This is a genomic window from Luteibacter mycovicinus (assembly GCF_000745235.1).
Classification (GTDB): Bacteria; Pseudomonadota; Gammaproteobacteria; order Xanthomonadales; family Rhodanobacteraceae; genus Luteibacter; species Luteibacter mycovicinus.
Map to the genome: position 1 here is coordinate 197,050 of NZ_JQNL01000001.1, position 15,060 is coordinate 212,109.

Below are 15,060 nucleotides of genomic sequence, written 5' to 3' on the forward strand. Positions count from 1 at the left end.
CTCGCGGATCAGTAATGGACGCCGCGATTGTTCATCGGCATGTCGAGAACGTAGCGGACACCGTCTTCCTCCAGTTGCCAGGAGGGCCTGGCACGTAACGAGAACGCGAGCGCCTGCTCGATCAGTTCCCGTCCGAAACCCTTTCCGACCTCGCGGTTCGCGATCGCCACGCCACTTTCCTTCCACGTCAACGACAGCGTTTCCTCGCTCTCGCCGATGAGGCGCCAGGTCACGGCGAGGGTGCCACCACCGTCGTTCCGCAATGCACCGTACTTCACCGCGTTCGTTGTCAGCTCGTGCAGCGCCATGCACAGTGTCTGCGCCACGTCATAGCTGAGCGGCACGGCGGGACCCTCGATGGAGACCTTGCCGGCGGGCACCGGGTGAGCCTCCAGTTCCAGCCGAAGCATATCGCTCAGGTCGATCGACTCACCGGACTGGCTTCCCACCAGACCCTGCACACGGCTGAGCGCACCGAGACGGACGCTGAGTTCGTCGAGGCCCTGCGAACCTTTGACGGTGCGTCGGACGATGCTCTCCACGATGGTCAGCAGATTGCGCGTCCGATGCTGCAACTCGGCGATGAGCATCCTCTGTCGCGCTTCCGAGCGGGTCAGGCTCGTGATGTCCAGAAACGTCACCACGACGCCGTCCACCTGCGCATCGGAAGCCTGATAAGGGGCGACGCGAAGGAGGTAGTGCCGCCGCCCGTCCTCGCTGGTGGTGCGCCGCTCGATCGGCGCGTGATACCGGAAGACCTTGTCGATGTCCTCCGGCAGGGTGGGAATCAGCAGCTGCGTGGACAGATCCGTGATAGGCCTGCCGCGGTCGCTGCCCCGGATATTGAAGACCGTTGCGACAGCCGGTGTGTAGGAGCGTATGACGAGACCGCGATCCAGGAACACCGTCGCCACGTTCGTGCTGTCGAAGAGGTTGATCAGGTCGCTGTTGGCCCGGTCGAGCGCGTCGATCTTGCCGTGAAGCTCGCCATTGACGGTGTGCAGTTCCTCGTTGACGGACTGCAGTTCCTCCTTGGATGCTTCGAGCTCCTCGTTGGTGGACTGGAGTTCTTCGTTGACCGAGACGAGTTCTTCGTTGGACGCCTTGAGTTCCTCAAGCGAGGTCTCGTACTCCTCTACCATCGACTGCAGGCGATCGCGCGTCTCGCGCAGTTCGTGTTCCACCTGCGAACCGTCGGCGCTGCCACGACCGAGGTGATCGATCGCATCGCCGCGACTCTGGACCACTCCCTGATCGACAAACAGGACGATGTACAGCGAATCGGCGGCGTCTCCGCCCTGAAGGGCCTCGACGTGCAGCGTGAGGACCTGGATGCGCCCGTCTTCGAGTTCCACCATGACGCCTTCGCGGCTGCTGGCACGGCCGCTCTCGACGCAGGCACGGAAGCAGGTTCGCAGATCGAGCCGGATATCCTTCCGCGCCATGGTCATAAGGTGACGGGTCGGCGCGCCTGCGGGCGGCTCGAGATACTTGCCCGTACGCGAGGAGTAATAGACAACGTCGCCATCGCGGTTGGCGACGACGTGCGCAGGCGCGAAGCGATCCAGCACCTGCTGATCCACCAGCTGGCGAAGACCGGTTCCCGGCACGTCGGTACGGCGTGGGGACATCACGGCGGCGTACCCGCCGGTACCCCGCGCGGGACCCACCGGAAGGCGCAGATTGCGAGTGCTGTCGGAACGGCGACGGAAGATACGATGGCGCTTCTCCAGGGATTCGAACAGATCGTCAAACAGACTGACATTTTCAGCGGAGCCCAGAAACAGGAAACCGCCCGGACGAAGGGCGTAATGAAAGATCGGAATCACCTGGCTCTGCACATCCGCGCCGAAATAGATCAGCAGATTGCGGCAGGAAACGAGGTCGATGCGGGAAAACGGCGGGTCGCGGATCAGGCTGTGCGGGGAGAAGATGCACAGGTCGCGCACTTCCCTGGCCACCACGTATGCGTCCCCGTCGGCGGTGAAGAATCGCTCGCGGCGCTCAGCGGACACGGATGTCATCAGTGCTTCCGGATAGCGAGCCGCGCGGGCCACGGAAAGCGCGCTGTCATCGATGTCGGTGGCGAACAACTGGACTTTCGGCGGCGCGCTCAACGCATCCATGTATTCGCGTACCACGATGGCGATGGAGTAAACCTCTTCACCCGTGGCACAGCCGGGCACCCAGAGGCGTACGACATCGTCGGCTCCCTTGTGCTCGAAGAGCCGGGGTATCACGCTGGCCGCCAGCGCTTCGAAAGCGGCGGCGTCCCGGAAGAAGCTGGTCACGCTGATCAGCAGGTCGCGGAACAACGCGTGCACCTCCTGCGCGTCCGTGCGAAGCAGCGCCAGATACTCATCCATCGAGCGCATGTCGTGTACCTGCATGCGTCGCTCCACGCGCCTGACGAAGGTTTTCGTCTTGTATCCGCTGAAGTCGTGTCCAAGCTGGCCACGCAGCAACTTGTAGATGTGGCCCAGCAGGTCGGCGCGGGACTGCTCCGCCTCCCTGGATGCGATGCCGGTCCGCTCGAGGGCATCCGCCGCGTGCATCATGTCGAGCAGGCGCGCCCCCATACGCTCGGCGGGCAAGGCGAAGTCGATGAAACCCGTGGAGATCGCCGTGTCCGGCATGCTGGGATGGCGCGGGCCGAAGCCATCGGGCGCCTGGGCCATGGTGATACCGCCGTGCTCCTTGATCGCCTTGACCCCCAGCGTCCCGTCTCCATCGCCTCCGGAAAGAACCACGCCGACGGACCGCTCGGCGAAGTCCGTGGCCAGCGACGCCAGGAGCAGATCGACAGGCTTGACCTCGCCGCGACCCACGGTCGCAGTGAGCACGAGGCGCCCCTGGGCGGTGGTCAGGGTGGCTCCTTCGGGCAGTACGTAGACATGCCCCGATTCCACAGGCGAATCATGGACAGCGACCGAGACGGGCCGGGAGGTGAAGCGCGCCAGTACCTCGTGCAGCAGGCTCTCGCGTTCGGGGTTCAGGTGGGTCGCGACGACGAAGGCGGCGTCCAGTTCATCCGGTACGCCCTGGAAAAAACCTTGCAGGGCTTCGATGCCACCGGCGGAAGCGCCGATACCCACGACGAGAAAGGTGTCTTCAAGGCTCATGGCGTCCCTCATCCTGGCGCCCGGCATCAAGAAGGCATGCCCATGCTCATGCGCACCGCCCCGGAAGTCAAATGGCCGCCGCGTCCCGCCACTGGCGGCGGATTCACGGATCGATCATAATAAGATCGATTCGCATTTCCATTCGCTTCTAGTCGGGCGACTTTCGCCCTCGGGACCACCATGCTTGCCACCTCCTTCCAGGCGCGTCGCCGCCTCGCCGTGTCCATCCGCGCCTCTCTGATCGGTGCGCTTCTCGTCACCGGTGCCGCACACGCGGCCGATGCATCCGCCCCGGACGATCAGAACAAGCACACGGACAACGTCACCACCCTGTCCGGCATGCAGGTAGCGGCGAATGTCGTCGCGCCTACGGCGGCCTACGCGGGTGGGCAGGTTGCCCAGGGCGGCCGCTTCGGCGTGCTGGGTAACCAGGACATGATGAACGTGCCTTTCAGCATGACCAGCTATACGGACACGCTGATCCGCAATCAGCAGGCCCGCTCGCTGGGTGACGTGGTCTCGAACGACCCGTCGGTCCGGACCGGTTTCGGCTACGGCAATTTCTCGCAGACCTTCGTGATCCGCGGTTTTCAGGTCGCCAGCGACGACATCGGCTTCGACGGTCTCTACGGTCTCCTGCCACGCCAGCTCCTGGCGCCGGAGCTGGTCAACCGCGTCGAGGTGTTCAAGGGTGCCAGCGCCTTTCTCAACGGCATCAGCCCGGGCGGCACGGCCGTCGGCGGCAATATCAACATCGCGCCCAAGCGCGCCGAGGCCGAGCCCATCACACGCATCGGCATGGACTGGGGCAGCGACAGCCAGATCGGCGAGAGCGTCGATATCGGCCGTCGGTTCGGCGCCGGCAAGGAATTCGGTATCCGCGTGAACGCCGTCCACCGCGAGGGTGGCGACGCCATCGATGGCGAAAAGCGTCGCGTTACCGCGCTCGGCGTCGCGTTCGACTTCCAGGGTGAGAACCTGCGCATCACGACCGATCTCGGTTATCAGAAGCAGGACATTACGGGTGGCCGTGCGGTCGTCTACAACGGCGGCCTGACCTATGTGCCGCGCGCGCCTTCGGCGAAGACCAATTATGCCCAGCCGTGGTCCAACTCGTCGCTGGAAGATACCTTCGGCGTGGTTCGTGCCGAATATGACTTCACCGACTGGCTGACCGGTTACGTGGCCGCCGGTGTCCATCACGGTAACGAGTATGGCGACTACGTGAGCCCGACGCTGCTCAACGGCAGCGGCAGCGCCACCGAGACGCGCTTCACCGTGCCCTATATCGCGGACACCGCGACCGGCGAAGCGGGTCTGAACGCCAAATTCGACGGCGACGTGAGCCAGCGCGTCAACGTGAGTTTCTCGGCACTCAATTTCCGCAAGAAGGCGGCGTACGCCGGCTCGCTGACGCCCATCCAGACTAACATCTACTCGCCGACCTACGTGCCGGTTCCGGCGTTCGACTACGACATCGGTCCTATTGCCGATCCGGGCATCACGGGGCGTACGATCCTTCGCAGCGTGGCGGTGTCCGACACCCTCGGCTTCATGGACGACCGCCTGCAGGTGACCCTCGGCGCCCGACGCCAGAAGCTCGAAGTACTCGGCTACGACTATGGCACCGAGGTGAAGAACTCGGAGTACAGCCAGTTCGCCAACAGCCCGATTGTCGGCGTCAATTTCCGTCTCGCCGACCAGTGGTCGATCTACGCCAACCACATCGAAGCGCTGACCCAGGGTGGCCAGGCGCCGGATACGTACGGTAGCCTGCCGGTGACGAATGCCGGCCAGGTGTTCGCACCGTACAAGTCGAAGCAGAACGAGGTCGGCGTGAAGTGGGACGCCGGTGAATTCGGCAGCACGCTGTCGCTGTTCCAGATCAAGCAGCCCAACGCGTATGTCGATCCCTCGACCGTCACCTATGTGGTCAACGGCGAACAGCGCAACCGCGGCGTCGAGTGGAGCTTCTTCGGTGAACCCGTCAAGGGCCTGCGCCTGCTGGGCGGCGCCAACTATATCCAGCCTGAGCAGACCGACACGCAGGACGGGGTCAACGAAGGCAAGGACTCCATCGGCACGCCGCGCTTCCAGGCGAACCTGGGTGCCGAGTGGGACATTCCGAACACCCCGGACATTTCGCTGAGCGCGCGCGCCGTCCGTACGGGCAAGCAGTATCTGGATGCCGCCAACTCGCTCAGGCTCCCGGCATGGACGACGTATGACGTGGGTGCACGCACGACGGCTCACCTCGAGGGCGTACCCGTCACGTTCCGCCTGACGGTGCGCAACGTCGCCAACAAGGGGTACTGGGCCAGTGCCAACGGCGGTTACCTGAGCCAGGGAACGCCGCGTACGTTCATGGTGTCGGCTTCGTTCGACCTGTAAAGAGCATCGCCAGCGGGGCTGGCTCCTACAGAAGCCGGCCCTGCGCCGTAACACCGCTGCCACAAACGCCTCCTAGGCTCGTCACACGAACCGGGAGCGACCTTGAGCCACGAGACGCCGTCGAGTTGGGCGCGCTTGTTGGTCGACAAGGGTCCCACCCTCGCCAATTACTTCCTCCGCCGCGTCTCCCATCGCTGGGATGCGCAAGACCTCGTGCAGGAGGTCTACCTGCGCCTGCTGCGCAATGGTCAGGGCGATGCTTCGGACGTTCGCAACCCCGAAGCCTATCTGTTCACCGTCGCCGCCAACCTGGTCAAGGAACACGCGCAGATGAAACAGCGCGCGCCGATCAGCAGTGAAGGGCTCGAAGATGTTATCGAACGCCTCGCCACGCCATGCGACGCGGGCGCCGACGTCGATCGCGCGTTGCGCCGTGAACGACTGGCGACACTGATCGGACGGCTTTCGCCGAAATGTCGCGCCGTCCTGGTCATGCATTACCGCGATGACCTGTCCTACCGCGAGATCGCGGAGCAGTTGTCGATCTCCACCAACATGGTCAAGAAATACATCGTCAAGGGACTGGCTACGTGCCGGCAAGGGATGCTGCGCTATGAATGAAGCACGGACGACGCGCGTATCGCGACGCACGACCGAAGAAGCCGCGGCCTGGCACCTCGACATGCGTGAGGAGGTCGACGCGGGCACCCGCCAGCGCTTTCTCGACTGGCTGCGCCGGTCCCCCCAGCATGTGGCCGAATACCTCGCCATCGCTCAGTTGCACGGTGAAATGCGCGCAGCGACGCTGGCCGAGATCGCTACGCTCGACGAACTGCGCGCACTGGCCGACAGCGAACCGTCGGTGCTGCCGTTCGTTCGTGGCGGCCAGGCGTCCAGGGTCGCGGCACCGCAGGATGGGCAGAGACCATCCGCCGCAGCCGAACCCGCAACAGCCCACCGCCATGAGCGTCAGCGGGCCCGCACCGTCCGACGCCTCGCGATAGCCGCAAGCGTCGCGATGGCCGTGTCCATCGGACTCATCGGCGCATGGCCGGCCCGGGAAACCCCGGCAGTGCGCTATGCGGCGGACGCTGCCGCCGTCCGCAGCGTTGCACTCGATGACGGCACATGGCTCCAGCTTGCACCGGGCGCCGTGGTGGACGTTGCCTTCGATCTTCATGCACGCCGCATCACGCTGATCGCCGGCCACGCCAGTTTCGACATAGGCAAGGATCCCGCGCGCCCACTGTCCGTGATGGCGGGTGGCCAGCGGATCGACGACATCGGCACGGTCTTCAACGTCGGTCTTCGCGACGGCGAGACCGACGTCAGCGTGGTCAGCGGACGCGTGACCGTATCGCAGCGCCCCGTGGCATGGCTGGATCGCGCGAGCCAGCGCGTCACCGGCTCCGCATGGTCGACCGATCTTATCGTCGCGCTCGGCGCGGGCGAAGACGCACGCGTCGCCATGGACGGGCGTCTGCTGGGTCACGCCAATCACGCCACTGCCACGGTCGCCCCCTGGCTGCCGGCGGAGATCGCCTTCCACGGTAGCAGCGTGGCCGACGTGGCCCGGCGCTTCAACGCGTATACGCAGGCACCGCTGACCATCGACGACCCCGACCTCGCGGACAAACGTATCAGCGGCGTCTTCCACGCGAGCGACGTCGAGGCCTTTGTCAGCTACCTCGGCAGCCTGCCGAACGTCCGCGTGATCCGCGAACCAGGACGCATCCGGTTCGTTTCGGCGAAGCGCTAAACGACGCTGTAAGAAAAAATTCATCGAATCGGCGGTACCCGATGGCCCGCGAACGGACTCTTTGATGGGGTCGGCACCACACGTTGCCATGCTTCTACCCCTCAAAGGAAAGCGTTCCCATGCGTCATTCGCTCGCGCTCTGTATCGCCCTCGCCCTCGCGGCCACCGCCTCGCCCACGCTCCGCGCCGCGACGGTGAGCACGACACCGATCGCCGCCATGCCGCTGTCGCAGGCACTGGATCGCTTTGCGCAGGATTCGGGCTGGCAGGTGGTCTATGACACCAGCGTGCCGGACGACGCGCGCAGCACCGCCGCTCCGGGCGGCGTTACCGCCGAAAAGCAGCTGGCCACCCTGCTCCGCGGTACGCACCTGACCTACCGCTTCGTTACCCCGACGACGGTGAAGATCGTGCCGGGAAACGTCGGGGCCGGCCCGGCGCCGGCGAGGGAACTGCCCGCCATCGACACCCATGACGACGCGAAGAACCTCGCGCCGGTCAGCGTCTCAGCCAACGCGGTGGACACGCTGGCACCCAGCGCCGCGCCGCTCGACGCCACCCAGCCGACCTCGGTGATCGACGAGCGTTTCATCCGCGACGGCCTGCGCTTCAATGCCAACTTCGACGACATCATCAAGTACGCACCCAGCATCACCGTGACCTCACCCGAGGGTCCGGGCCTGGGCAAGAACGAAGGCATCAGCCTGCGTGGATTCCAGGATGGCCAGTTCAACATCACCTTCGACGGCATTCCCTTCGGCGACGCCAGCGACCTGCACCACACGACCTCGGCTTACTTCAACAATCATGTGCTCGGCCAGGCGGAGATCGACCGTGGCCCGGGTGGCGGCAGCACCATCGGTAACGCCACCTTCGGCGGCACCATCGCACTGCGCTCGCGCGATCCGTCCGACGAGCCGGGCATCACGCCCTACCTCACGCTGGGCAGCTGGGACACGCGGGCCGGCGGCGTCACCGCCGACGAAACCCTCGGCAACACGCGCGTGTTCGCCGACATCTCCAAGGAATCCAGCGATACCTACCTCAAAGGTACGGACGATCGCCGTGAGCACATCTTCCTGAAGACGATCACGCAGCTCGGTACCACCACCGAACTCACGTTCGTCACCAGTTACAACCGCGAACACCAGAACACCGTGCAGGGCGCGACCAAGGATGAAATCGACCGCTACGGCTGGCGTTTCGGGCTCGGCAACGATCCGACCTTGCAGAACTTCGCCGGTGCGAACAACGCCGCCTACTACTCCAGCTTCACTTATCTGGGTCTCACCAGCCAGGTCGGTGACTGGACCGTCGACGACAAGCTCTACTACAACAGCTTCGACCACTGGGCGCGCAAGGCCAGCGATGCGTCGGACATCGACCCTGCCGACAATGGCGTGACGTTTTACAATGCGGCCGGCAAGAAGGTGCGCACCGTGGCGGGCGACGTGCCGGGCAAGTTGTCCGACTCCGGCTTTCATGCGTTCGGTAACGTGCTTCGCCTTGGCCGCGACCTCGGTCCCGGCACGCTGCAGACGGGTGTCTGGCTCGAACGAAACCTCGATGCGCGGTACCAGTATCCGCTCGACCTGACCACCGGCGAGAAGACCGGCACGAAGTACGGCCCCGTCCAGAACTACGAGCTGAGCGACCGCACCGACACGCTGCAGCCTTATCTCCAGTACGACTGGAAGGCCACGGACAGCATCACCGTGAGTCCGGGCGTGCGCTACTCGGAAGTCACCCGCAGCATCGACGCACCGCTGAATAAGGTATCCCCGCCGGTGCCGCTCGATGCGGAAGCGACCTATCACGCTACCCTGCCCTCGATCAGCGTGCACGACCGCCTGAGCGATGAGTGGAGCGCGTATCTGCAGGCCGCCAGGGGCTTCCTCGCACCGCCCATCGACGTCATCCAGGTCAACGGCTCACACGGCCTCAGCCCGGAAACCACGAAGAACTACCAGCTGGGCACGGCCTTCGCGTCACGCCAGCTGACCTTCGGTGCCGATGTCTACTACATCGACTTTTCCAGCTACATCACCGAGACTCAGGTCGCCACCGACAACGGCAACGAGAGCACGTACGTCAACGGTGGCGGCGCCATCTACAAGGGTGCGGAAGTCGAAGGGACCTGGGCGCTGACGCGCACGCTGAGCCTCTACGGCAATGCCAGCTACAACAAGGCCACGTACAAGAACAGCAGCGTGCAGGTCGCCGGCACACCGAAGGTCACGGCCGCGCTGGGTTTGCTCTACAGCGGAAGCAACGGGTACTTCGGTTCGCTGATGGGCAAGTTCCTCGGCCACCAGTACGGTCTGGACAATACGGCCGGCGACGATGGCAACCTGGCGTTCCATAACGATCAGCGCATCGCCGGCTACATGAGCGTCGACGCCGCCGCCGGCTACCGCACGGACAAAGGCCCCGCCGGAACCAAGGGCTTTTCCGTGAGTATCGACGTCAACAACCTGTTCAACGTGCACAAGTACACCGGCTATGCCGGCACGCAGTCGGTCAGTGGCGATCCGCTCTACTTCGGGCTGCCCGGTCGCGGTATCTTTCTCGACCTGTCGGTGAAGCTGTGAGGGCCGCGCTCGCCCTGCTCCTCGCTGCGGCGGTGCTTGCGGCGCCCATGGCGCATGCGAAAGATCACGTGCAGGTCGAGATCGTGCTACTGCGCCACGGCATCCGCTCGCCGACCAAACCCAACGCCAACTACGTCGATTATGCGAACGCCAGCTGGCCCGACTGGCCCGTGGCACCGGGCATGCTCACGGCGCACGGTCATGAGGGCATGCGGGCCATCGGCTCGCGCCTTCGCCAGGAACTGGTCGCCGACGGTGCCATGTCGAAGTCATGCCCCACGGGATCCTCGCTGGTCCTCATCGGCGACAGCACGCCACGCAATCGCGAGAGCAGCGTGGCCCTGCGTGAAGGGCTGACGCCGGGCTGCGGCACGACGTACCTTGCCATGGACGGCGCGACCAACAACCCGCTGTTCCACTACCGCAAGGACGATGACGACGACGCGGCACCGGCAACCCTCGGTTCAACGCCCCCTGCACTGGATGAACTGCAGTCCGTGCTGCTGGGCTGCGAAAGCGCTACGTGTGCCGACATCGCCCGACGCGACGGAAAGAAGCTCCTCTTGTCCACACCGGATGCGCTGCCGAAGGCCATGAAACTCGCTGGCACACTCAGCGAGAACCTGATGCTCGCCTATGTCGAAGGCATGCCGCTGGATACGGTCGCTTTCGGCCGCGGCGACGTCACGCGGCTTGGCCGGATCATAACGCTGCATAACGACCAGTTCGCCGTAACGAAGAAGGCCATGCCCGCCGCGTCGCTTGCGGCCTCCAACCTGGTTGCGCACATCGTTGCCACGCTGGATGCGGCCAATGGCGTCACGACGGACGTCGCATCCCTGACCCCGTCGCACCAGGGCGTCGTGGTGCTCGTCGGACACGACACCAATCTTGCGAACGTGGCGGGGCTCCTGGGCCTGGACTGGCACGATACATCGCGTCCGGACGATTATCCCCCGGGCGGTGCGCTGCTCATGGCGCTGGTCGAGCGCGATGGCAAACGCCTGATCCGCATCGACACCCTGATGCCGTCCATGGAACAGCTACGCGAGGGGCGCTTCGATGCCATGCGTCGCAGGCCGGTTCACGTGGCCGGGTGCAGCCATCCGGGCGAATGCACGGTGGACGAGTTCGCCGCGATCGCGAAGCGCGGCATCGACCGGAGCCGGGTCGAAGGCGCCCTCCCCGCCATGCATGCCCAGTAGGCGCTCCGCACGCATTCAGAGCCCCGGTCTACGTCGGTCTGCCACCCGGACGGTTTCGGCAGAAACCGATGCACCTTCAGCCTTCTGATCGTACGATGCGAACATCGTCACAGATCGGCCATGCGCCGCACTCGTGCGGGAGGGCGTCGACACCGTCGCCACGTCAGCGGAGCTATGCTCTGGGCCGACCATCGGGGAGAAAAGGAAGATGCAGCAAAATCAGGAAGCCGACACGTTCACGATGGGCGAGATCATCTTCGACGCCGTGGAGATGAACGAGGCCGCCGTATCCGGCAATCTCGACGTGAGCCGTTTTCGTGCACGTCGCATCGCCTCGCTCGCGGCGCCCGAAGGACTCGACGGCATCGCCGAAGCCGCGCACGCCCTCACCCGCCTGCTCGGGCCGCCCGGTTCCGAGCCGCTCCCAGGCTACGGCGCCGCCATGGTGAACGTATCCACCGAGATCGACCGGGCCTTCGGCGAGGGCTGAGATCGGCCAGGGCGCCCGTCAGGGCAAGGCCAGCTTCGCCAGCTCCGCTTCCGACCACTCACCTCGTGCCTCCTTGGCCGCGACACGATCCTCGCAGCCGGGTGTCGCAAGGTCGAGGACGAACGGGTCGACCCGGCGTCCTTCCACGATGGAATAGAACACCCGGACCACCGGCTGGGTGAGCGAGTCGCGCGAGCCGTCGAGCACCACGGCCAGCCTGCCCGACTCGAGGCGGACAAGGGCACCGGTGGGGTAGACGCCGACCGTGCGGACGAAGGCGCGGAACAGGCGGGGGTCGAAGTGGCCGCGCCAGCTCGCCATGCGCTGAACCGCATGCGCCGGGTCCCAGCCTTTCTTGTACGGGCGATCCGAAGTGATCGCGTCGTACACGTCGCAGATGGCGGTCATGCGCGCCAGCCGTGTGATCTGTTCACCGACCAGCCCGTGCGGGTAGCCGGTGCCGTCGAATTTCTCATGGTGGTGCAGGCATGCATCCACCGCCTCGTTATCGACACCGCCCCGGCTGACCAGCAGGCGGTGGCCCATCTGCGGATGCTTGCGGACCTGATTCGTCTCGGTGACGCTGAGTTCCATCGGCTTATTCAGCACCTCGAGGGGTACCTGCGACTTGCCGACGTCATGCAGCATCCCCGCCATGCCAGCCGCGCGCACGCGCAGGGCATCCAGACCCAGGTGCCGGGCGAAGCTCAGCATGAGCGCAGCCACGGCGACGGAGTGCATATAGGTGTAATCGTCCGCGGTCTTGAGGCGGACGAGGCTCAGCAAAGCCGAGGGGTGCGCCTCGATCGAACGCGACATGTCGTCGACCAGCTCGCGCGCAGCCACGGCATCGATGCCTCGTCCCAGCCGCGCGTCCTGAAACATACGCACGACCACACCGCGCGCACGTTCGCACAGGGCGGCTGCGGTGGCCACGGGGTCCGGAGCGGAAACGGCCGCGGGTGACGCGACGGGGTGTTCGCCCGGCGTGACATCGTTCTCCGCCTCGCCGCCGGACCCGCCCGCCGCTACCGGAACGTCTGCCGGCGGAACGTCCAGTCCGCGGTCGGTATCGATCCAGATGGTCGGCACGTCGAGCGCGCGGAGCGTCGCCAGATCGTCCGGTGCTTCAAGAAGGAACTTCGTCCGCCAGAAGGGATGCGACACCCATGACACCCCGACCTTGTGGACGAACATGCCCAGCCTCAGGTCTCCCATCGGGATTTCCTTGAGCGGTGAACCACGCTCCACGATCGTCATCCCGCCCCTTCTGTGACCCCCGTCACATTTGCAAAGCTATCGGCGCGGCGCGAAATCGTCTGAATAGGCCAAAAGTCATGGGTCCGGCCAAAGTCACCCAAACGTCACCGGAGAAGCTTAGTATCGGCTTAGCTTTCTATTTCCTTTCGCAGGACCGCGATGTCACAGCTGCTGTTTCTTGGATCGGCCGGACTGATCGGCATCGTCCTCACCATGGTCGTCGCGGCGGCACCTGCTTCCTCACGGGCCGCGAACGCACTGACCGCCGTGCTGGTACCAGGCCTGGCCTATGTCGCCTGGCGGCTCGGCGAATGCATTGCCCCGCTGGCCGCCACCATCGACCCACGCGACCCGGTGGAAGCCTTCGATCTGTGGCTGGTCGGAGCGACATCCCTGCTGACGCTGGCGGCGCTCAGCTGCGTCGTTCGTCTGCTCATCCTGGCGCTCCGGCGCGAGCCGGCAGCGCAAAGCGCCCGCCTCGCGCGCTGACCCCGAGCAGGCAGCAACGCCGCGCCGCACCACGCACCCCGCCCCGACTCAGAACTCCTGCCAGACCGCTTCCTCGACACGCACCGGTGCGGAGCGCGGCTGGGTGGGCAGGCGCGCCGGCATCGGCTCCGTCACGGGAGCGGCTTGCAGGCGGCTCACCGCCGCAGCGACAGGTGCCACTCCGGCCCGTTCATCGCCCAGCCTGAAGAACGCCACATCGCGCATCAGCGCCTCGGCCAGTTCCAGCGTGGCCCGGCTGGCGGCGCTGGCTTCTTCGACCAGCGCCGCGTTCTGCTGGGTGACCTCGTCCAGCGCGGAGACCGCCTGATTGACCTGGTCCACACCGGCCGACTGCTCCACCGAAGCGGCGGCTATCTCGCCAACGAGCCCCGATACGGCGCCCACGTCACTGACCATGCCCGCCAACGAGCGTCCGGTCGACTCCACCAGTTCCTTACCCTGCCCGACTTCGTCACGCGTGCTCGCGATCAGGCGACGGATATCCTTCGCCGCCGCCGCACTGCGCTGCGCCAGCGCACGAACTTCGGCCGCCACGACAGTGAAGCCCCGACCCTGTTCACCCGCACGCGCCGCTTCCACCGCGGCATTGAGCGCGAGCAGGTTCGTCTGAAAAGCGATCTCGTCGATCAGCACGGCCATTTCGCCGATATCGGTGCTCGCCTGCGAAATGCGCCCCATCGCCTCGACCGCCGTGCTCGCGATCGTGTGGCTGGCCTGCGCATCGTTGCGTAGCTTGTCGGCCAGACGCTGGGTATGGCCCGCCGCGTCCGCGTTCTGCTTCACCGTCGCCGCCATCTCCTCCATGGACGCCGCGGTTTCCTCGAGCGACGACGCCTGCTCCTGCGTCCGGTTGGAAAGATCGTCGTTACCGGCGGACATGTCACGCGCGGCGGCATTCACCTGCACGGCGTTTTCCCGTACGCGACGCACGATCAGCGTCAGCTGCTCGTCCATCGCGGCAAGCGCGCGCAAGGTGTCGCTCAGCTCATCGTTCCCGCTCACCGTCAGCTGGTTGCCGAGCTGGCCATCGCGTATCTGCGAAGCCAGTGCCCGGGCCTCGAGCAACGGTCGCATCACCGCGCGGCGGAGGAAGAAGCCGATGACGGCAATCGCCACGGCGCCGACGACGAGCGCGATCAGCGCCTCGACCGCCGAGCGCTCTCCGTCGGCAACCATGCCGTCGTAGGTCGCCTTGGCCTGCTCACGGTTGATCGTAACCAGCTGCGCGATGAGATCCGTCTCCTTCTGCAAGGACGGGCCCACCACGGTGAGCATGTTGTGCGTCGCCGCGGCATGGTCGCGTTTGAGCAATTCCAGCTGAGCGTCGACCAGCGGCCGCACGGCACTCCGCGCGGCGATGAAGGCGTCCGCGGCGGCGCGCTCGCGGTCGGTATCCACATGGTCCGGGTAATAACGCTTCCACATTTCATCGCCCTCGGCACGCAGGACCTGAATCCGGGCATGAGCCACATTCGAGGCATCCGGCGCATCCGTGAGCAGCGACCGGTTCAGCGCCGTTCGCTGCTGGTCGATGTGATGGCGAACGTCCGTCACCTCGGCGATCGGCACCAGCGCCTCGCCGTAAATCCGATGGGCGCCCTGGTCCGCCGCACGAATGCCGCGCAACCCCACGAAGCCAACGACGACGGCGATGCCCACCGACGCGGCGACCGTACCCAGGATCCTGATTCCGATCTTCATGCCTCACCCCCGTTGTGACGTACGTCACACT

General features: G+C 65.4%; 10 protein-coding genes. 7 read left to right on the forward strand and 3 right to left on the reverse strand.

What is annotated here, in order from left to right; all coding sequences use genetic code 11:
* Positions 1-8: 8 nt before the first annotated feature.
* Positions 9-3,122: a CheR family methyltransferase gene (locus FA85_RS00895; RefSeq protein ID WP_036112907.1), complete on the reverse strand. Its 3,114-nt coding sequence runs from the start codon at positions 3,120-3,122 to the stop codon at positions 9-11.
* Between the two features lie 180 nt (positions 3,123-3,302).
* On the opposite strand from FA85_RS00895, the gene FA85_RS00900 reads away from it, so the two are divergent.
* The 6 genes from FA85_RS00900 to FA85_RS00925 all read left to right on the forward strand — a co-directional run bounded on the left by FA85_RS00900 (position 3,303) and on the right by FA85_RS00925 (position 11,558).
* Positions 3,303-5,513: a TonB-dependent receptor gene (locus FA85_RS00900; RefSeq protein WP_036112905.1), complete on the forward strand. Its 2,211-nt coding sequence runs from the start codon at positions 3,303-3,305 to the stop codon at positions 5,511-5,513.
* Between the two features lie 102 nt (positions 5,514-5,615).
* Positions 5,616-6,134, forward strand: coding sequence for an RNA polymerase sigma factor (locus tag FA85_RS00905; protein WP_036112903.1), 519 nt, complete (start codon positions 5,616-5,618; stop codon positions 6,132-6,134).
* Positions 6,127-7,272: a FecR family protein gene (locus tag FA85_RS00910; RefSeq protein WP_036112902.1), complete on the forward strand. Its 1,146-nt coding sequence runs from the start codon at positions 6,127-6,129 to the stop codon at positions 7,270-7,272. The genes FA85_RS00905 and FA85_RS00910 overlap by 8 nt, the downstream gene beginning before the upstream one ends.
* A gap of 119 nt (positions 7,273-7,391) precedes the next feature.
* Positions 7,392-9,863 carry a TonB-dependent receptor gene (locus FA85_RS00915; RefSeq protein ID WP_036112900.1) on the forward strand — a complete coding sequence of 824 codons (2,472 nt, stop codon included), beginning with the start codon at positions 7,392-7,394 and terminating at the stop codon, positions 9,861-9,863.
* The gene (locus FA85_RS00920; RefSeq protein ID WP_036112897.1) at positions 9,860-11,068 is read left to right on the forward strand and encodes a histidine phosphatase family protein; all 1,209 of its coding nucleotides are present in this window, start codon (positions 9,860-9,862) and stop codon (positions 11,066-11,068) included. The genes FA85_RS00915 and FA85_RS00920 overlap by 4 nt, the downstream gene beginning before the upstream one ends.
* A gap of 208 nt (positions 11,069-11,276) precedes the next feature.
* A complete protein-coding gene (locus FA85_RS00925) occupies positions 11,277-11,558 on the forward strand; it encodes a hypothetical protein (RefSeq protein ID WP_036112893.1) in 282 nt (93 codons plus the stop codon).
* A gap of 18 nt (positions 11,559-11,576) precedes the next feature.
* On the opposite strand, the gene FA85_RS00930 is transcribed toward FA85_RS00925, so the two are convergent.
* A complete protein-coding gene (locus tag FA85_RS00930) occupies positions 11,577-12,818 on the reverse strand; it encodes a cyclic di-GMP phosphodiesterase (RefSeq protein WP_036112890.1) in 1,242 nt (413 codons plus the stop codon).
* Positions 12,819-12,977: 159 nt separating this feature from the next.
* Here FA85_RS00930 and FA85_RS00935 point away from each other — a divergent pair, with 159 nt between their 5' ends.
* Positions 12,978-13,307 (forward strand): hypothetical protein, encoded by a 330-nt coding sequence (locus FA85_RS00935; protein ID WP_036112887.1) that lies wholly within the window; start codon positions 12,978-12,980, stop codon positions 13,305-13,307.
* A 48-nt stretch (positions 13,308-13,355) separates the two neighbouring features.
* Here FA85_RS00935 and FA85_RS00940 read toward each other — a convergent pair whose 3' ends face one another.
* Positions 13,356-15,029, reverse strand: a complete 1,674-nt coding sequence (locus tag FA85_RS00940; RefSeq protein WP_036112884.1) for a methyl-accepting chemotaxis protein — start codon at positions 15,027-15,029, stop codon at positions 13,356-13,358.
* Positions 15,030-15,060 lie beyond the last annotated feature (31 nt).

Coding starts and splice junctions, on each gene's coding strand:
- FA85_RS00895 (WP_036112907.1), bottom strand. CDS start 3,122: ATGAGCCTTGAAGACACCTTTCTCGTCGTGGGTATCGGCGCTTCCGCC.
- FA85_RS00900 (WP_036112905.1), top strand. CDS start 3,303: ATGCTTGCCACCTCCTTCCAGGCGCGTCGCCGCCTCGCCGTGTCCATC.
- FA85_RS00910 (WP_036112902.1), top strand. CDS start 6,127: ATGAATGAAGCACGGACGACGCGCGTATCGCGACGCACGACCGAAGAA.
- FA85_RS00915 (WP_036112900.1), top strand. CDS start 7,392: ATGCGTCATTCGCTCGCGCTCTGTATCGCCCTCGCCCTCGCGGCCACC.
- FA85_RS00925 (WP_036112893.1), top strand. CDS start 11,277: ATGCAGCAAAATCAGGAAGCCGACACGTTCACGATGGGCGAGATCATC.
- FA85_RS00930 (WP_036112890.1), bottom strand. CDS start 12,818: ATGACGATCGTGGAGCGTGGTTCACCGCTCAAGGAAATCCCGATGGGA.
- FA85_RS00935 (WP_036112887.1), top strand. CDS start 12,978: ATGTCACAGCTGCTGTTTCTTGGATCGGCCGGACTGATCGGCATCGTC.
- FA85_RS00940 (WP_036112884.1), bottom strand. CDS start 15,029: ATGAAGATCGGAATCAGGATCCTGGGTACGGTCGCCGCGTCGGTGGGC.